The sequence below is a fragment of the Bradyrhizobium sp. SZCCHNRI1029 genome (assembly GCF_032487555.1).
Classification (GTDB): domain Bacteria; phylum Pseudomonadota; class Alphaproteobacteria; order Rhizobiales; family Xanthobacteraceae; genus Bradyrhizobium.
On record NZ_JAUEUK010000008.1, the window covers coordinates 255,047 to 271,735 of the forward strand.

The 16,689-nt window shown below is 66.1% G+C and carries 17 protein-coding genes and 1 other RNA gene; 7 read left to right on the top strand and 11 right to left on the bottom strand.

The window, feature by feature from the left end; translation table 11 throughout:
* Positions 1 to 127: 127 nt before the first annotated feature.
* From fba to tkt, 6 genes are all read right to left on the bottom strand, one after another.
* Entirely contained in the window at positions 128 to 1,195 is a 1,068-nt protein-coding gene (gene fba / locus QW861_RS23325; RefSeq protein ID WP_316175432.1) for a class II fructose-bisphosphate aldolase, read from the bottom strand.
* A gap of 196 nt (positions 1,196 to 1,391) precedes the next feature.
* Positions 1,392 to 1,643 carry a hypothetical protein gene (locus QW861_RS23330; protein WP_315713908.1) on the bottom strand — a complete coding sequence of 84 codons (252 nt, stop codon included), beginning with the start codon at positions 1,641 to 1,643 and terminating at the stop codon, positions 1,392 to 1,394.
* A gap of 46 nt (positions 1,644 to 1,689) precedes the next feature.
* Positions 1,690 to 2,880: a phosphoglycerate kinase gene (locus tag QW861_RS23335; protein WP_315713909.1), complete on the bottom strand. Its 1,191-nt coding sequence runs from the start codon at positions 2,878 to 2,880 to the stop codon at positions 1,690 to 1,692.
* Positions 2,881 to 2,906: 26 nt separating this feature from the next.
* On the bottom strand, positions 2,907 to 3,050 hold the full coding sequence (locus QW861_RS23340; RefSeq protein WP_315713910.1) for a hypothetical protein: 144 nt from the start codon (positions 3,048 to 3,050) through the stop codon (positions 2,907 to 2,909).
* Positions 3,051 to 3,154: 104 nt separating this feature from the next.
* Complete coding sequence (gene gap, locus QW861_RS23345; protein ID WP_316193524.1) at positions 3,155 to 4,162, bottom strand: type I glyceraldehyde-3-phosphate dehydrogenase; 1,008 nt, start codon at positions 4,160 to 4,162, stop codon at positions 3,155 to 3,157.
* A gap of 213 nt (positions 4,163 to 4,375) precedes the next feature.
* Positions 4,376 to 6,361 carry a transketolase gene (tkt, locus tag QW861_RS23350; RefSeq protein WP_316193525.1) on the bottom strand — a complete coding sequence of 662 codons (1,986 nt, stop codon included), beginning with the start codon at positions 6,359 to 6,361 and terminating at the stop codon, positions 4,376 to 4,378.
* A gap of 268 nt (positions 6,362 to 6,629) precedes the next feature.
* Here tkt and QW861_RS23355 point away from each other — a divergent pair, with 268 nt between their 5' ends.
* Both QW861_RS23355 and QW861_RS23360 read left to right on the top strand, forming a co-directional pair.
* On the top strand, positions 6,630 to 6,980 hold the full coding sequence (locus QW861_RS23355) for a DUF4164 domain-containing protein (RefSeq protein WP_315713913.1): 351 nt from the start codon (positions 6,630 to 6,632) through the stop codon (positions 6,978 to 6,980).
* Positions 6,977 to 7,360: a cell division protein ZapA gene (locus QW861_RS23360; protein ID WP_284423241.1), complete on the top strand. Its 384-nt coding sequence runs from the start codon at positions 6,977 to 6,979 to the stop codon at positions 7,358 to 7,360. Before QW861_RS23355 ends, QW861_RS23360 begins: the two co-directional genes overlap by 4 nt.
* A gap of 138 nt (positions 7,361 to 7,498) precedes the next feature.
* On the opposite strand, the gene QW861_RS23365 is transcribed toward QW861_RS23360, so the two are convergent.
* A complete protein-coding gene (locus QW861_RS23365; protein ID WP_315713914.1) occupies positions 7,499 to 7,885 on the bottom strand; it encodes an ester cyclase in 387 nt (128 codons plus the stop codon).
* 161 nt (positions 7,886 to 8,046) lie between these two features.
* Positions 8,047 to 8,250: a hypothetical protein gene (locus QW861_RS23370; RefSeq protein WP_315713915.1), complete on the bottom strand. Its 204-nt coding sequence runs from the start codon at positions 8,248 to 8,250 to the stop codon at positions 8,047 to 8,049.
* A 210-nt stretch (positions 8,251 to 8,460) separates the two neighbouring features.
* Here QW861_RS23370 and QW861_RS23375 point away from each other — a divergent pair, with 210 nt between their 5' ends.
* Positions 8,461 to 9,729, top strand: coding sequence for a serine hydrolase domain-containing protein (locus QW861_RS23375; RefSeq protein ID WP_316193526.1), 1,269 nt, complete (start codon positions 8,461 to 8,463; stop codon positions 9,727 to 9,729).
* A 3-nt stretch (positions 9,730 to 9,732) separates the two neighbouring features.
* Positions 9,733 to 10,374 (top strand): glutathione S-transferase family protein, encoded by a 642-nt coding sequence (locus tag QW861_RS23380; RefSeq protein ID WP_316193527.1) that lies wholly within the window; start codon positions 9,733 to 9,735, stop codon positions 10,372 to 10,374.
* 318 nt (positions 10,375 to 10,692) lie between these two features.
* Here the strand turns inward: QW861_RS23380 and QW861_RS23385 are convergent, their stop codons facing one another.
* Together QW861_RS23385 and QW861_RS23390 are read right to left on the bottom strand one after the other, a co-directional pair.
* Positions 10,693 to 11,940: a TAXI family TRAP transporter solute-binding subunit gene (locus QW861_RS23385; RefSeq protein ID WP_315713918.1), complete on the bottom strand. Its 1,248-nt coding sequence runs from the start codon at positions 11,938 to 11,940 to the stop codon at positions 10,693 to 10,695.
* Positions 11,941 to 12,056: 116 nt separating this feature from the next.
* Positions 12,057 to 12,512: a DsrE family protein gene (locus QW861_RS23390; protein ID WP_315826031.1), complete on the bottom strand. Its 456-nt coding sequence runs from the start codon at positions 12,510 to 12,512 to the stop codon at positions 12,057 to 12,059.
* Between the two features lie 1,058 nt (positions 12,513 to 13,570).
* Here QW861_RS23390 and ssrS point away from each other — a divergent pair.
* The 3 genes from ssrS to QW861_RS23405 all read left to right on the top strand — a co-directional run bounded on the left by ssrS (position 13,571) and on the right by QW861_RS23405 (position 15,249).
* A non-coding RNA gene (ssrS, locus tag QW861_RS23395) (6S RNA) lies at positions 13,571 to 13,732 on the top strand.
* A gap of 109 nt (positions 13,733 to 13,841) precedes the next feature.
* Positions 13,842 to 14,423 (top strand): 5-formyltetrahydrofolate cyclo-ligase, encoded by a 582-nt coding sequence (locus tag QW861_RS23400; protein WP_315714372.1) that lies wholly within the window; start codon positions 13,842 to 13,844, stop codon positions 14,421 to 14,423.
* Between the two features lies 1 nt (position 14,424).
* The gene (locus QW861_RS23405; protein WP_315713920.1) at positions 14,425 to 15,249 is read left to right on the top strand and encodes a TIGR00282 family metallophosphoesterase; all 825 of its coding nucleotides are present in this window, start codon (positions 14,425 to 14,427) and stop codon (positions 15,247 to 15,249) included.
* Between the two features lie 9 nt (positions 15,250 to 15,258).
* On the opposite strand, the gene QW861_RS23410 is transcribed toward QW861_RS23405, so the two are convergent.
* A complete protein-coding gene (locus tag QW861_RS23410; RefSeq protein ID WP_315752617.1) occupies positions 15,259 to 16,689 on the bottom strand; it encodes a methyl-accepting chemotaxis protein in 1,431 nt (476 codons plus the stop codon).

Genomic DNA, 16,689 nt, shown 5'->3' on the forward strand with positions numbered 1-16,689 from the left:
AGCCCGGCCATGACGAAGTGGAAAAAGGCGGGCGCAAGACGTAAAGCGCCAGATGCGATAGCCCTACCCGCAAGGGGGAGGGGAGCACACCGAGTTCAGGGCGAAGGTCGAACTACACGACGAACGCTCACGCGACCTTCGGGGCGAGCTCGCCCTTGGCGTAGCGCTTGGCCATCTCGGCCGTCGTCAGCACGCGCTTGATCTTCGAGGCCTGGCCGGCGGTGTTGAACTCCTGCAGGCGCTGCTTGCACAGCTTGGCCATCGCCTCCATCGCCGGCTTCAGGTACTTGCGCGGATCGAATTCCTCCGGGTGCTCCGACAGCACCTTGCGGATCTGGCCGGTCATCGCCATGCGGTTGTCGGTGTCGATGTTGATTTTGCGGACGCCGTTCTTGATGCCGCGCTGGATCTCGCTGACCGGCACGCCCCAGGTCGGCTTCATCTTGCCGCCATAGGTGTTGATGATCTCCTGCAGATCCTGCGGCACCGAGGACGAGCCGTGCATCACCAGATGCGTGTTCGGCAGCTTGCGGTGGATCTCCTCGATCACGTTCATGGCGAGGATGTCGCCGTCCGGCTTGCGCGTGAATTTGTAAGCACCGTGCGACGTTCCCATTGCGATCGCGAGCGCGTCGACCTGCGTCTCACGCACGAACTTCACGGCCTCGTCCGGATTGGTCAGCAGCTGGTCGTGCGACAGCTTGCCCTCGGCGCCGTGGCCGTCCTCCTTGTCGCCCATGCCGGTCTCGAGCGAGCCGAGCACGCCGAGCTCGCCCTCGACCGAGATGCCGCCGAGATGCGCCATGGTGGCGACCGTCTTGGTGACGCCGACATTGTAGTCCCAGTCAGCCGGGGTCTTGCCGTCGGCCTTCAGCGAGCCGTCCATCATCACCGAGGTGAAGCCGGACTGGATCGCGGTCATGCAGGTGTCGGGACCGTTGCCATGATCGAGATGCACGCACACCGGAATGTGCGGATAGATCTCGGTGACCGCGTCCATCATGTGCTTGAGCATGACGTCGTTGGCATAGGAGCGGGCGCCGCGCGAGGCCTGGATGATGACCGGCGCGTCGACCGCATTGGCCGCCTCCATGATCGCCAGCGCCTGCTCCATGTTGTTGATGTTGAACGCCGGGACGCCGTAGTCATTTTCCGCCGCGTGGTCGAGCAATTGACGCAACGTGATACGAGCCATGGCTGGAACTCCCTGAGATTAAGGATTGGACCGTGCGGCAGGATGCGCACGCGCCGAAACTGCTGCACCGTGCATAACGCGGTGGTGGGCGGATTCCAAGGGCAGTGGCGACGCAGCCTGGAGGAGGAGGCGGTCAGGATACGTCTAGGGTTAGCGCGTAGGGCTGGCGCGTTGCCGGTAGCTCAACGATGGGAGATCAGGTCTTCCTGGCTTCAAGAGCGGTGATGCGTTCCTCGACCTCGGTGACACGCACGTCTAAGTCACCGGCGGCCGCGCGCATCATCACCAGCATGCCGGCAGAGTCCCGACGCTGCCTGCGGATCAAGGCTTCCATGCGCTCGTGCTCGGCTCGATTATCCAGCCTGAACTGTCCGACCTCTGTCCGGAGCGCAGCAATGCTCTCCTGGATCTTGATCAGGATCGAATGGTCTGTCGGAGTCTCGACCATGGATGGAACATAACGGAAACATCCATGGCCGACAAGGTCCGAGAAATCAGATCTTCAGCACCTCGACGCCCGGCAGCGGCTTGCCTTCCATCCACTCCAGGAAGGCGCCGCCGGCGGTCGAGACATAGGTGAAGTCCGAGGCAACTCCGGCCTGGTTGAGCGCGGCGACGGTATCGCCGCCGCCGGCCACCGAAACCAGCTTCTTGGCCTTGGTGCGCTCGGCCGCGTGCTTGGCGGCGACCATCGTGCCGCGGTCGAACGGGGTCAGCTCGAAGGCGCCGAGCGGACCGTTCCACACCAGCGTCGCGGCGTCGTCGATCGCGGCATGGATGCGGGCGGTCGATTGCGGGCCGACGTCGAGGATCATGCTGTCCGGCGGGATGGCGTCGAGGCCATAGGCGAAGGACGGCGAGTTGGCCGCGAAGTGATAGGAGACGGTGGCATCCACCGGCAGGATGATGGCGCAGTTCGAGGCCTCGGCCTTCTCCATGATCCTGAGCGCGGTGGCGGCGAGATCCTTCTCAGCCAGCGACTTGCCGATCTGCACGCCCTGGGCATGCAGGAAGGTGTTGGCCATGCCGCCGCCGATCACCAGTGCATCGACCTTGGTGACGAGGTTTTCCAGCAGGTCGATCTTGGTAGAGACCTTGGCGCCGCCGACGATCGCGATGACCGGCTTGGCCGGCCGTCCCAGCGCCTTGTCGAGCGCGTCGAGCTCGGCCTGCATGGTGCGGCCGGCATAGGCCGGCAGCTTGTGACCGAGGCCTTCGGTCGAGGCGTGGGCGCGGTGCGCGGCGGAGAAGGCGTCGTTGACCCAGATGTCGCCGAGCTTGGCGAGCTCGGCGACGAACGCCGGATCGTTCTTCTCTTCCTCCTTGTGGAAGCGCGTGTTCTCCAGGCACAGCACGTCGCCGTCCTTCATCGCGGCGATCGCGGTCGCCGCCGGCTCGCCGATGCAATCGTCGGCAAAGGCGACGGGACGCTTGATCACCTGCGAGAGCGCAGTGGCGACCGGCTTCAGCGAGTCCTTGGCATCGCGCCCCTTCGGCCGGCCGAAATGCGCGAGCAGGATGACCTTGCCGCCCTTGGTCGCGATCTCATTGATGGTCGGCGCGACGCGCTCCAGGCGCGTCGCATCGCTGACGTGGCCATTCTCCATGGGCACGTTCAGGTCGACGCGCAGCAGCACGCGTTTGCCTTTGACGTCGACGTCGTCGAGGGTGCGGAATTGTTTCATTGAAGCCACCGTTGAACGAGGGACTATCAGGGCTGATTGTAGCCGTTGGTGTTTTCCGGCGGATCGCCTTCCTGCTTCGTCGTCACCCGCATGCCTTGGCGGAAACCATAGGCAATCAGGCCGATCAGCAGCAGCGCGCCGGGGATTCCAAGCCAGTTGGGAAGGGTCATCGCGCTTCCTCAGCCGTCGTTCCGGGACGGTCCGCAGGACCGCACCCGGATCTCGAGATTCCGGGGGCCTCTCTGCAAGGCGCCCCGGAATGACTGGGCGAGAGTTAGAGCAGCTTGCCGATCGCGACGGCGGTGTCGGCCATGCGGTTGGAGAAGCCCCACTCGTTGTCGTACCAGGACATCACGCGCACGAGGTTGCCGTTCATCACCTTGGTCTGGTCCATGTGGAACGTCGAGGAGTGCGGATCGTGGTTGAAGTCGATCGAGACGTTCGGCGCGGTGGTGTAGCCGAGCACGCCCTTGAGCTCCTGCTCGGCGGCGCGCTTCATCGCCTCGTTGATTTCCTTCGGATCGGTGTTGCGCTTGGCGACGATCTTGAGGTCGACGACCGAGACGTTCGGGGTCGGCACGCGGATCGCGACGCCGTCGAGCTTGCCCTTCAGCTCGGGCAGCACCAGGCCGATCGCCTTGGCCGCGCCGGTCGAGGTCGGGATCATCGACATCGCCGCCGCGCGGCCGCGATAGAGATCCTTGTGCATGGTGTCGAGTGTCGGCTGGTCGCCGGTGTAGGCGTGGATCGTGGTCATGAAGCCGGTCTCGATGCCGACGGTGTCGTTCAGCACCTTGGCGATCGGCGCCAGACAGTTGGTGGTGCAGGAGCCGTTGGAGACGACGAGGTGATCCTTGGTCAGCGTCGTGTGATTGACGCCGTAGACGATGGTGGCGTCGGCGCCGTCGGCCGGGGCCGAGACCAGCACGCGCTTGGCGCCGGCGGTCAGATGCGCGGAGGCCTTGTCCTTGGAGGTGAAGATGCCGGTGCATTCCAGCGCGATGTCGACGCCAAGGTCCTTCCAGGGCAGCTTCGACGGATCACGCTCGGCGGTGACCTTGATCTTGCCGTTGCCGATATCGATCGTGTCGCCGTCGACGGTCACGGTATGGGGGAAGCGGCCGTGCACGCTGTCGAAGCGCAGCAGGTGGGCGTTGGTCTCGACCGGGCCGAGATCGTTGATGCCGACCACCACGATGTCCTTGCGACCCGATTCCGCGATGGCGCGCAGAACGTTGCGGCCGATGCGGCCAAACCCGTTGATCCCGACCCGGACTGCCATTTTCGTCTCCTTCAATGACGTTTCTCGTCCCTCGCAGCCGGCCCCTGGCAAGGGCTCTACGAGGGTTTGGACCTGTTGACGCCCGGTTCTGCCGGGCGCGAGCGGACGATATGGCCCTTTCGTAGTCCTTTTTTTGCGCTCGCTCAACCGTCGCGAATCATGTTCGCGCGGCGCTCCTGATTTGGTGAACCGCCGCGCAGGAGCGAGCGGGCTTTACGCCAGCCGCTGTACGGCCGCCGCGACAGCCGCCTCGGCGGTGATGCCGAAATGCTTGTAGAGCTCCTTGGCCGGGCCACTCTCGCCGAACGAATGCATGCCGATGAAGATGCCGTCCTGGCCGATCACCGCACCCCAGCCCCAGCGCACCGCGGCCTCGATGGCGATCTTGACCGGAGCATTGCCGATGATCTTGGCCCTGGCTTCGGCCGGCTGCTCGAGCAGCAGCTCCAGCGACGGCACCGAGACGACGCGGGCTGGGATGCCACGCTCGGCGAGCTGCTTCTGCGCCGCAACGGCGATCTCGACCTCGGAGCCGGTCGCGAACAGCGAGACCTTGGCCTCGCCCTGCGCGGCGACGAGCTCGTAGCCGCCCCGGCTGCAGGGGTTGTCCGCCGGCGCATTGGTGCGCAGCTGCGGCAGGTTCTGCCGCGTCAGCGCCAGCACGGTCGGGCCGTTGGTGCGGTTCAGCGCCAGCTCCCAGCATTCGGCGGTCTCGACCGCGTCGCACGGCCGGAACACGCGCATGTTCGGGATCGCGCGCAGCGCGGCCAGATGCTCGACCGGCTGGTGCGTCGGGCCGTCCTCGCCGAGGCCGATCGAATCATGCGTCAGCACATAGACGACGCCCGCGCCCATCAGCGCCGACAGGCGCATAGCACCGCGCGCGTAGTCCGAGAACACCAGGAAGGTGGCGCCGTTCGGCGCGAAGCCGCCATGCAGGAAGATGCCGTTCATGCAGGCGGCCATGCCGTGCTCGCGGATGCCGTAATGGATGAAGCGTCCCTTCGGCGTCTTGGCCGAGAACGAGACGGCCGACTTCGCCTTGTTGTTGTTGGAGCCGGTGAGGTCGGCGGAGCCGGCCACGAACTCGAACGGCATGGCGGCTGCGATCACCTCGATCGCGGCCTCCGACGATTTGCGGGTGGCGACGTTGAGCGGGGTCTCCAGCAGCGCCTTCTTGTGGTCCTTCAGCGCCTTCGCCAGCGCGGCGGGCCGCTCGTGGCGCAGCCGCCGTTCGAACTCGGCGCGCTTGCGCGGGCCCATCTCGCCGAGCCGGGTCTCCCACTCCGCCCGTGCGGTTGCGCCGCGGCGGCCGGCCTCGCGCCAGGCGGCGAGCACGTCGTCGGGCACGGAGAACGGCTCCTGCGAAATGCCGAGCTTCTCCTTGGCGCCCTTCAATTCCTCCGCGCCGAGCGCCTCGCCATGCACCTTGGAGGTGCCGGCCTTGGTCGGCGCGCCGTAGCCGATGGTGGTCTTGCAGGCGATCAGCGACGGCTTCGACGACTTCTGCGCCCGCGCGATCGCGGCCGCAATCGCCTCGGGATCATGGCCGTCGATCAGCTCGGCGGCCCAGCCGCACGCCTTGAAGCGCTTCACCTGGTCGACCGAGTCGGCGATCGACAGCGGGCCGTCGATCGAGATCCCGTTGTCGTCCCACAGCACGATCAGCTTGTTGAGCTTCCAGTGCCCGGCCATCGCGATCGCTTCCTGGGAGATGCCCTCCATCAGGTCGCCGTCCGAGGCCAGCACATAGGTGTGGTGGTCGACGATCTTCTTGCCGTATTCCGCCTGCAGCATCTTCTCGGCCAGCGCCATGCCGACCGCGGTGGAGATGCCCTGGCCGAGCGGGCCGGTGGTGGTCTCGATGCCCTTGGTGCGGAAATTCTCCGGATGGCCGGGGGTGAGCGAACCGACCTGGCGGAAGCGCTTGATCTGGTCGAGCGTCATCTCCTCGTTGCCGGTCAGATACAGCAGCGCATAGAGCAGCATCGAGCCGTGGCCGGCCGACAGCACGAAGCGGTCGCGGTCCGGCCAGGCGGGCGCTGCGGCATCGTATTTCAGCACGCGGGTGAACAGCACAGTGGCGACGTCCGCCGCGCCCATCGGCAGGCCAGGATGGCCCGATTTCGCCTTCTCGACGGCGTCCATTGCGAGCCCGCGGATGGCGTTGGCCATGCGGGAATGATCGACCTGCGTCATGCTGGAATCCGTCCAAACGTGAAATGCTGATGACAGGAGCGCCGCCGGTATTGCTGGCGGGCCGGGATTTTGCGGGCTGATTAGCACCTCGGTTCCGGGAATCAAAGGTTCTGCAACGCCGGGAACCTCCCAAAAGTTGCTTAGTAGTGCATAGTTTCGGCCGAGCGTTGCGCTTGGCTCGCCCACCACGTAAGATTTTGCCCGTAACCGCTTGCCGGACAGCGCTTTTGTCGCATCCCGCTTGCTCCGAGGGCCTCGCATCCGTGCCATGAACGATCACCCTGCCAATCTTACCGGCCAGGTGGAACCCGGCGCCGCCGATCTCGAGGCGGCGACGCGGCGACTGATGACGGCCCTCGACGCGCTGGAGAGCGCGGTCGAGCGGCGGCGCGAGGCGGATCGTGACGAGGACGAGCTGGCGACGCGCATCCAGGCGCTCGGCGCCGACCGCTCGCGTCTCGCCGACGAGCTCGACGGCTCCCTGATGAAGACGCGCCGGCTCGAGCGTACCAACCGCGAGATCGCCGAACGCCTGGACACCGCGATCGGCACCATCCGCGCGGTGCTCGCTGGTGGCGACGGCCAGGACGCCGCGCATGATGATGAGGACGAGGAATGAGCCACATCAACGTCACCATCAACGGCCGCCAATATCGCATGGCCTGCGAGGAGGGCCAGGAGCTGCGGCTGCTGAAGCTCGCGGAGAGTCTCGAGACGCGCATCACCAATCTGCGCGGCAAGTTCGGCGAGATCGGCGACGCCCGGCTCACCGTGATGGCGGCGCTCACCGTGTGCGATGAGCTGATCGATGCCAATCAGCGCGTCCAGGTGCTGGAGCAGGAGCTCGAAGGCCTGCGCAACGTCCGCAACCAGGCCAGCGACCGCGCCCGTGCCACGCAGGTCGCGGTGGCGAAGGCGCTGAACGCCGCCGCCGAGCGCATCGAGCGCACCACACAGGTGCTGAACCGCACCATCGGCGGTGGTGTGGCGATCGGGTGAGACGATTCAAGCCCTCGCGACAACGTATCATCGTGTTGTGGGTCTCTCCATCAGCGATTGTCTGACCTGCCGCCTCATCCAAGGTGTCGTCCCGGCCTTGAGCCCATTGGGGCGGCTGGTGCCGCCACGCGTTCGCATTCACAGCTGCGCCTCGATTGCGGCCTTGTCGATGACCGACCACACCTCCACGATCTTGCGCTCGCGGAATTCGTAGAACACGTTCTCGGTGAAGGCGACGCGCTGGCCGTCGATGGCGAGCCCGAGAAATTCGCCGGATGGCGTGCAGTCGAAGTACAGCCGGCTCGCGACGCGGGGCGGGTCTGATAGCAGCAGGCCGATGTTGAAACGGAGATCGGGAATGTCGGCGAAGTTTCCGATCAGCATGTCGCGATAGCCGGAGAGTCCGAGCTGCCGGCCGTTGTGAACGACGTGCTCGTGCACGAAATCGCCGAGCTGCGGCCAAGCCTGCGCATTCAGGCACACGATATAGCCGCGATAGTGATTGGCGAGCTCGGGTCCGGTCATGGCGCGGCTGTTTGGACGAACGCGTTGCATCGAACAACACGGGGCCGGCATGGCGGTTCCCAGCCCGTAGCCTCAATGAAGGTCAGCGATATCCGAGACCATCTCGGTGCCCGCGCTTTCCCGGACGTCGCTTCGCTCATGCGGGCTACATGGCCCTCGCGTCAAAGACCCTCCAACAGCGTCGCGATCGTCTCCAGCGGGTAGGCCGCCGCCAGGCTACCGACGCCCAGGCCGATGACGCCGAGGACAATGGCGCCGATCCAGCCATGATAGTGAAAGCCGACGGCTGCGCCGACGAAGGCTCCGGTCGCAAGCGTACAAATGGCCCAGAGCGTGTGAAGGATGAGTCCGATTGTCCTCAGCATGCGTGATCTCGCGTGTCAGCGGTCTCACCCGTCCCCTCCGATTGGTCGCGCGGATACGCCGTTGTGCGGCAGCGAAGCCGATCACGTCATCGCGATGCGATCGTGTTGCGACCGCTTGTCGTTCCTCCCTGTGTCCTCTACTCATTGTCCAGGCGGAGCCATTGAATCCCGTGGCGACAAACGGGATCGCCCGCGCATCAGGGAGTGCCCATGAAGACGCTGCTCAAGGCGGCCGTAGCCACAGCCTTCACCATGATCATCACGCAGCTCGCGGCCGCGCCGCTGCCCGAAGCCAAGCCCGACGAGGTCGGCTTCTCGCCGGCGGGTCTCGCGCGAATGGATGATTTCTTCGCCCGCGAGATCGCCGCCAAGCGCGTGCCCGGCGCGGTCGTGGCGATCGCGCGCGACGGCAAGCTCGTGCATTACAAGGCCTACGGCCAGCTCGATCCGGTCAAGGGCACGCCGATGCCGCTCGACGCGATCTTCGCCCTGGCCTCGATGACCAAGCCGATGACTGCGGTCGGCGGGCTGATGCTGATGGAGCAGGGGCGGCTGCCGCTGCAGGCCAGGCTCGCCGACTACTATCCGGCATTCGCCGACATGAAGGTCGGCGTCACCCAGGAGAACGGAGCGCTGCTGCTGGTGCCGCAGGCTCGCCCCATCCTGATCCATGATCTCTACCGCCACACCTCGGGCCTGATGTATGGCGGCCGGCCGGACAGCTCGAGCGCGGTGGCGCGGCTCTATCCCGACGGCACCGCGCCTGCGATCGAAGGCGACACCCAGGCGTTCATCGAGCGCATCACCAAGCTGCCGCTGGCGCATCAGCCCGGCACGCAGTTCGAATACGGCTTCTCCATCGACGTGCTCGGCGCCGTGATCGAGAAGGTCAGCGAGCAGCGGCTCGGGGAATATCTGTCGGCCAATCTCTGGAAGCCGCTCGGCATGGCCGATGCGACGTTCGCGCCGACCGACGCACAGCGCCCGCGGCTGGCGCATCCGTTTCCGAACAATCCGCTGACCGGCAAGCCGCAGGCGATCAAGCTGCTGGACACGCCGACCAAGTCGGACTGCGGCGGCGTCTGCTCGTTCGCCACCATCGGCGACTACGTCCGCTTCGGCCAGATGCTGCTCAATGGCGGCGAGCTCGACGGCGCGCGCATCCTGAGTCCGAAGACGGTGCACCACATGACCTCCAACCATCTCGGGCCCGAGATCAAGAACACCGTCGCCAATGTGGAGCCGCATCGCGCCGGCTTCAGCTTCGGGCTCGGCGTCGCCGTGCGCGTCAGCGAGGGCCTGTCGGCGGTGCCCGGCAATCCCGGTGAGTTCAGCTGGAACGGCGCCTATGGCACGCAGTTCTTCTGCGATCCCAGGGAGCGTCTCGTCGTCGTGGTCGGCACGGCGGCGCCCGGGGACTTGCGCAAATATTATCGCGAGCAGGTGCAGGACATCGTCTATGGCGCGATGGTGAAATAGCGCATGCTCACGGTTCATCACCTCGGCAAGTCGCAGTCCGAACGTATCGTCTGGCTCTGCGAGGAGCTGGAAATTCCGTACGAACTGAAATGCTACACGCGCGACGCCCGGACGATGCTGGCGCCGCCCGAGTACAAGGCGCTGCATCCGATCGGCGCGGCGCCCGTGATCACCGATGGCGATCTCGTGCTCGCCGAATCCGGCGCGATCGTCGACTACGTTACCGCGACCTACGGCCAAGACCGCTTGCGGCCTGGGCCTGATGATCCCAGCTTCGCGCCGTTCCTCTACTGGCTTCATTTCGCCAACGGTACGTTGCAGGCGGCGATGGGCCGACTGATGATCCTCAACCGGCTGCATCTGCCCGACGACAATCCGGTTCTCGGCGCCATCAGGGCGAGGCTCGACCGTGCCTTCGCGCTGGTCGAGGCGCGTTGCGGCGAGGTGGATTATCTCGCGGGAAACGCGCTCACCACCGCCGACATCATGACCGTGTTCTCGCTTACCACCATGCGCTACTTCCTGCCCTACGATCTCGGACCCTTCCCCAACATCCGCGCCTATCTCGCCCGCATCGCTGCGCGCCCGGCCTATCAGCGCGCGATGGCCAAGGGGGATCCGGGGATGGCGTTGTTGTTGAGCTGATCGTCGCGGGTCGGAAGATCGCTTTGGCGGCTTGCTCGGTGTACCTCGCCCCGCTTGCGGGGAGAGGTCGGATTGCATCGTCAGATGCAATCCGGGTGAGGGAGTACAGGTCTCACGACGTGCACTCCCCGTGCGTCGGCCCCTCACCCCAACCCTCTCCCCGCGAGAACAGGGAGAGAGAGCTGACTGCCCGAGCCGCCATATCTCGTCTCACTATTTTTCAGCGTCTCGCAACACGCCAGCGTTAGGGCGAGAATGCAAATGAACTTATGGTCGACAGCCCACCACCTCGCCCGCTGTCATCAGCCCATCGCCTGCTCACTTCTGCCGCTTGCGGCTCCAGTCCAGGAAGGAGCGATACAGCTCCTCCTTCTCCGCCTTCGAGGTCGGCGCCTTGGCCTGCGATTCGAGAAAGGCATCGAAGCGCTCCTGCTGCGAGAGACTGCCGGCCGCGGCGGGCGGCAGGCCGACATTGGCCTCCTTCTTCATCCGCTCCAGCACGGCGTCGACATACGGATAGCGCTGCCAGCCCGGCACCTGGGCCTCGAGATTGAGATCCTTCCAGCCCGGATGGAACGGCGGCTGCTGCAGCCGCGCGAGGTTGGTGAACAGCGTGTCGACGAAGCGGTTGACGCGGTCGGCGCGGTCGCTGCCGGGCTTCCAGTTGTAGACGGCCAGCACCGACGGCACGGCGATGGTTTCCACGGCGGTGTCGGGTGCGACCAGCCCTGGATAGGTGTCGGCCTTGATGCTGGTCGGATAGTAGAAGTCCGAGAATTGCTGCGTGTACGGCACCGGCACGAAGTGGAATCCAGGATCCGCCTTCTTGCCGCTGAACAGTTCGCCGGGCTTGGAGGCGACATATACCATCGCGGCGATCTCGCCCTTGTGCAGCTTCTCCAGTGCGACGGGGCCACCGACCGCGACCGGCTCGATGTCGATGCCGAGGCGCCGGAAGATCAGTGGGCCGGTGTGGGCGGCGGCCACGCCCGCCGTGCCCACCGCGACCTTCTGGCCCTTCAGGTCCTGCAGCGACTTGAACTCCTCGCGCGCATAGATGTGCACGTCGGAGATGAAGAAGCGCAGCACGTAGCGGATGCGGTCGTTGATGTTGGAAAGGCCTGCCTGCCTGGCATAGAAGTCGAATGCATCGGCATAGGTGATCGCGACGTCGACACCGCGCAGATAGAGCAGGTCGGCGATGTTCGAGGTGGTGCCGCGCGTCACCATCGGGATCAGGCGCATGTTGTCGCCGTCGTCCATGGTCCGCGCCATCTCGCTGGCGAAGCGCACGAAGCCACCGTCGGGCAGGCCCGCGGCCAGGCCGACGGTCCATTGGTTCATGCGCGTCTTGATGGCGGCTTCGTCCGAGGCGCTCCGTGGCTCGGGCGCGCGGGTCTCGGAGACCCGAGGCTCGACGGCCCGCCGTTCCGACGCGCGCGCAGGCTTGATCGAGAGCGGAGCGGCGGACTGCCCTTGCGCAAGCACCGCGCCGACGGGGGTGAGCAAGGCAGCCGAAAGCGTTGCCAGCGCCAGCAGCGCCGGCCGGGCGAGTACTCTGTGCATGTGACTAGTCCCCGATCGCGTCTGCTCGCCATCCCCCGAGCAGACTGATGACACAGCTCAATCCAAGGTCGTATCTCAATGAGCCCTAAAGCTGGCAGTTTTGGGGCAGAAACTACCTAAGGTTTCAGGTAGCTCCAGCCGCTCTCCTGCAGTTCCATCAGCCTGACGGCGCCCGATGGCACCAGGCTCGCTTCGGTGACGATCGCAATCGGATGTCCTTCGCGTTTCTCCATGCCGCGCTTGGTGATGTTGCAGGCGGAGAACTTGATCTTGGCGGGAAAGCTGAGCTCGGCGATCTGCTTGAGCCGGTCCTTCACCGGCGAGGTATCCTCGCGCAGCATGTTCAGCCCGGGTCCATAGGTGACGAGTTCGATCTCGACCTCCTCGCCCTTCTCCTTGAACGTCTCCATGATGTTGGTGGCGTTGTTCAGCGCGAGATTCATGATCGCCGGATCGTTCTGATCGACCTGGATCGAGACGCGATGAATCTTGACGTCGGCGGCGAGGCTCGCAGCAGCCGACGCGATCAGTAGCGCGCAGGCGGCCGTGACGGTTTTGAGATCGAAGCGCATGCCAGGACTCCAATGTACGATACAGGGCATTGGGATGTAGGCATGATCTGCCACAACCTCAGCTCCAAGTCGATGAGCCTGAATCGTGGCAAGACTATGCGCTGCCGACGCGGCGCTGCCGCGGGAGCGCCGTCATCACCACGGCGTCATTGCGAGCGCAGTGGCGAGGCGAAGCAATCCAGGCTGCATCTGCGGAGAGATCCTGAATTGCCTCGGCGCAAGGGCGCGCGAGGCCGGGACGACGGCGGAATGTTGAGCTGGCGGCACGGGAGCAGATGCACGTCGTAAACTGCACGACGGGCAAACCGCGCATGTCGATCATGCGTAAACTGCCCGTCGCGTTACGATGTCGCAGGCCGCATGGCTTGCCGTGTCGGGCAAATCAGGCGGATGCTTCCGCTCGTCCTGCTGCCGCATGAGGGGCGTGTCGCGACCGTCACGAGGCGTTGGCAGTGGGATGCGATGGGCGTGGATTGCCGCAGCGTGAGTTGATCGCGCGGACGAACGGCGATGCACGTACGGTCAAGTCGCGTGGTCCTGACACCCCGATGCTGGTGTCCCGCGCAACGCGCGCAAGCGCGTTGTCGCGCATGGTGGCCAACAAGCCCGGCGCACCAGGGAGATCGCGAAGCAGCCGTTCAAACCGTCGCGCAGGGAAGGCCGGGTGTTTCCGGCTGCACCTGTGGTACCTGCCGCCTGCATTTTTTACGCAGGCGGGCCACGGGCGTCAGCCGACGCCCGGCCTTCCCTGTGCCCTCTGTGTCGAGAGGGCGAGCCAAATGAACAACTCGGACGCCGAGCGCCACGAGGACGCGATGCCATGCCTATTCTGATCTGCTCTGCCGTGTTCGGCCCGGCTCCTACCACCCGACAACTGTCATCGCCCGCGAAAAGCGGGCGATCCGGTACGCCGCGGCCTGTCGGCTCAACCACTGCTGCCTCGGCGTACGGGGGCGCCCGGTCAAGCCGGGCGACGACGCCGAGGTTGGACAACGGCAGCGCGCGTCAATCCGCTTCCACCGCTGGCAAAATCACCCCGCCATGGTTACATTGCGTCAGCGAGGCTGCGACGCGCGTCCGGAACCAACATATCCCCGGGGCCTTATCGATCCTTTAGGGAACTGTCCCTGGCCAGGTCCGTGGACCTGGACATATGGTGCCCACCTACTTTCGTAGGGAACTCCGGGATCGAGCGTTTCAACGGCGATTGCGGCTTCGCGCTTGTCTCTCTCCTCTGGTCTGTCCCCTTGATTGCCGACCTGCTGCGTTTCTGAGAACGTTGGAGTGCCCGCGTCCGCGAGCTCTTGACGGAGATCCCGCCGCATGCCGATGAAGGCCGTCCAGCACACCAAGCAGCAGCTGCGAGCTGCGGCCCTCGCCGCGCGCGACGCGCTGAGCGACGAGGCGCGCAGCGCCGCCGCGCAGGCCATCGCGGCGCGCGGGCTCCCCTTCGCGCTGGAGCCGGGCCAGGTGGTCTCGGGCTATGCGCCGATTCGCAACGAGCTCGATCCGGTGCCGCTGATGCGCGTGCTGGCGGCGAAGGGCGCGCGGCTGGCGCTGCCGGTCATCCTGGCCCGCGGCCATTCGCTCTCCTTCCGGGCGTGGTCGCCGGGTGATCGGCTGACATTGGGCTCGCTCGGTATCCCCGAGCCGTCGCCCGTTGCGGCCGAGCTGGTGCCGGACGTGATGCTGGTCCCGCTCGCCGCCTTCGACCGCACCGGCCATCGCATCGGTTACGGCGGCGGCTACTACGACTACACCTTCTCGCACTTGCGTAAATCGCATCACCTCATCGGCGTCGGCCTCGGCTTTGCCGTGCAGGAAACCGAGGCGATCCCGGCCTTGGCCCACGACGCGGCGCTGGATTATGTGCTAACCGAGCGCGAGACCTTGGATTTCCGGAGCAATTGAGTTGCGAATTCTCTTCGTCGGCGACGTCGTCGGCCGGGCCGGCCGCAGCGCCGTCTCGGACCACCTGCCAGGCCTGATCCGCGATTGGGCGCTCGATCTCGTCATCGTCAATGGCGAGAACGCGGCCGGCGGATTCGGCATCACCGAGGCGATCTATCAGGAGCTGGTCGACGCCGGCGCCGACGCGGTCACGCTCGGCAACCACTCCTGGGACCAGCGCGAGGCGCTGGTGTTCATCGAGCGCGCGCCGCGCCTGGTGCGCCCTGCGAATTATCCGGCGGGCACGCCCGGCCGTGGCGCGGCGCTGGTCGACGCCAAGAACGGCGCCCGCGCGCTGGTGGTCAACGTGCTCGGGCGCGTGTTCATGACGCCGTTCGACGATCCGTTCGCGGCTGTCGGCCGCGAGCTCGGCGCCTGCCCGCTGCGCGAGGCGGCGGATGCGATCGTGGTCGACGTGCATTGCGAGGCCTCCAGCGAGAAGCAGGGGCTGGGCTATTTCTGCGACGGCCGCGCCAGCCTCGTCGTCGGCACCCATACGCATGTGCCAACGGCCGATCACCAGATCCTGCCCGGCGGCACCGCCTACATGACCGATGCCGGCATGACCGGCGATTACGACTCCATCATCGGCATGCAGAAGGACGAGCCGCTGCGCCGCTTCCAGTCTGGCATCCCGTCGGCGCGGTTCGAGCCGGCCTCCGGCGAGGCGACGTTGAGCGGCGTGGCGGTCGAGACCGACAACGGCACCGGGCTTGCGATCAAGATCGCGCCGGTGCGCATCGGCGGCCGGCTGTCGCCGGCGAAGCCTTCGTTCTGGGGAGGATGAGAGCCTGGGTCAGGCCTTGAGCCGAAAACCCATTCGGAACGCGCCCCAATGCCGGCCCTTGATGAAGATCGGCGCCGAGAGGTCCTTCATCAGCACGAACTGCCCGCCGCCCATGTCACGGCGGTAGGTCTGCAGCAGAAACGGCTTGTTGCTGGCGGCGGCGACCTTCTTCACCGCGCGGTCCTCGAACAGCCGGCGGTTGCGGCAGTTGGCGTTGTTCCAGACCGGATCGGGCCCCTGCGGCTTGCGGTAGTTCGGATTGTGCGTCGGCAGGTAGCCGCCGCGCGCCCAGGCGACGCAGAACACGATGCGCGGATCGCTGCCCTGGATCGGGTCCTGGATCGCCGGCAGGACGCGGTCGGTGAATTCGACGTAGCGCGTCATGTACTGCTTGGGATTGGTGCCGGGGATCTCGCGATAGCTCTCGTCCATCAGGTCGGCGAGCGTGATCTCGCCGCGGTCGATCGCCGCCTCGAAGGTCGCCGAGATCTGCCGGGCGGTGTCGACGACGGTCTTGATCAGCGGCGCGTCCGCGGTCTGTACGCCGCTCTCGGCGATCAGCCCGATCAGCGCCTCGGAATGATCGAGCAGCTTGGCGATCCGGCTGTCGGCCTGTTTGAGCTCGACCGAGGACTGGTCGACGCCCTTGGCGAGCTCGTTGAGCTCGCTGATCACGGCGTCGCAATGCGCGAGGTTGGAGGTCGCGGCCTTCGCCACGCCGTCGATCTCCTGGCCGACGCTGGTGAAGCCGTCCTGGACGCGGACGATGATGCCGCCGATCTGCTGGGCGCCTTCACCCGCGGTCTTGGCGCGGGAGGAGGCCTGGCCGCTCTCGCCGAGCAGGCTCTTCACCTGCGAGTCGAGCCCGCGCAGGGTATCGCCGATCTCCTGGGTGGCCTGCCGCGTCGCCTCGGCGAGCGACTTCACCTCGCTCGCGACGACAGCGAAGCCCCGGCCGGCGCTGCCGGCACGGGCCGCCTCGATGGTTGCGTTCAGCGCCAGCAGGTTGGTCTGCTTGGCGATCGCCTCGATCGCGACCGAGACCTTGGCGACCTGCGACAGCGCATCGCCGACCGAGCCGAGCCGCTGCTCGATGCGCTCGACGGACTCGACCAATTCGGCGATGTGCCGCACCGCGGTGTCGACCACGTTGCGCGACTGGGCGATGTCGCCGACCGCGGCGGTCGTGGCCGATTGCACCGCCTGCGAGGCGGTGGCGATGTCGTGATTGGCCGCGACCATGGTCTTGGCGGTGGCCTGGAGATGCCCGAACCGCTGCGACTGGTAGCTGACGCGGTTGGCGACCTCCTGGACGTTGCCGGCGACGTCGGCGAGCTCGACGCCGAGACCGCCGATGCGGTCGGCGATCTCGTCCATCAGCCGTTCGGCGCCGGTGCGCGCGTCGTGACTTTCCAGAATGGCGCGTTGCGCGACCGACAT

What these genes read in the sequence shown, in the direction of transcription:
- QW861_RS23365 (WP_315713914.1), bottom strand. Translation starts at nt 7,885, where the DNA reads ATGACCGGACCCGAGCTCGCCAATCACTATCGCGGCTATATCGTGTGC.
- gap (WP_316193524.1), bottom strand. Translation starts at nt 4,162, where the DNA reads ATGGCAGTCCGGGTCGGGATCAACGGGTTTGGCCGCATCGGCCGCAAC.
- QW861_RS23360 (WP_284423241.1), top strand. Translation starts at nt 6,977, where the DNA reads ATGAGCCACATCAACGTCACCATCAACGGCCGCCAATATCGCATGGCC.
- QW861_RS23400 (WP_315714372.1), top strand. Translation starts at nt 13,842, where the DNA reads ATGAAGGCCGTCCAGCACACCAAGCAGCAGCTGCGAGCTGCGGCCCTC.
- QW861_RS23340 (WP_315713910.1), bottom strand. Translation starts at nt 3,050, where the DNA reads ATGACCCTTCCCAACTGGCTTGGAATCCCCGGCGCGCTGCTGCTGATC.
- QW861_RS23375 (WP_316193526.1), top strand. Translation starts at nt 8,461, where the DNA reads ATGAAGACGCTGCTCAAGGCGGCCGTAGCCACAGCCTTCACCATGATC.
- QW861_RS23390 (WP_315826031.1), bottom strand. Translation starts at nt 12,512, where the DNA reads ATGCGCTTCGATCTCAAAACCGTCACGGCCGCCTGCGCGCTACTGATC.
- QW861_RS23385 (WP_315713918.1), bottom strand. Translation starts at nt 11,940, where the DNA reads ATGCACAGAGTACTCGCCCGGCCGGCGCTGCTGGCGCTGGCAACGCTT.
- QW861_RS23370 (WP_315713915.1), bottom strand. Translation starts at nt 8,250, where the DNA reads ATGCTGAGGACAATCGGACTCATCCTTCACACGCTCTGGGCCATTTGT.
- QW861_RS23380 (WP_316193527.1), top strand. Translation starts at nt 9,733, where the DNA reads ATGCTCACGGTTCATCACCTCGGCAAGTCGCAGTCCGAACGTATCGTC.
- QW861_RS23410 (WP_315752617.1), bottom strand. Translation starts at nt 16,689, where the DNA reads ATGTCGGTCGCGCAACGCGCCATTCTGGAAAGTCACGACGCGCGCACC.
- fba (WP_316175432.1), bottom strand. Translation starts at nt 1,195, where the DNA reads ATGGCTCGTATCACGTTGCGTCAATTGCTCGACCACGCGGCGGAAAAT.
- QW861_RS23330 (WP_315713908.1), bottom strand. Translation starts at nt 1,643, where the DNA reads ATGGTCGAGACTCCGACAGACCATTCGATCCTGATCAAGATCCAGGAG.
- QW861_RS23335 (WP_315713909.1), bottom strand. Translation starts at nt 2,880, where the DNA reads ATGAAACAATTCCGCACCCTCGACGACGTCGACGTCAAAGGCAAACGC.
- tkt (WP_316193525.1), bottom strand. Translation starts at nt 6,361, where the DNA reads ATGACGCAGGTCGATCATTCCCGCATGGCCAACGCCATCCGCGGGCTC.
- QW861_RS23355 (WP_315713913.1), top strand. Translation starts at nt 6,630, where the DNA reads ATGAACGATCACCCTGCCAATCTTACCGGCCAGGTGGAACCCGGCGCC.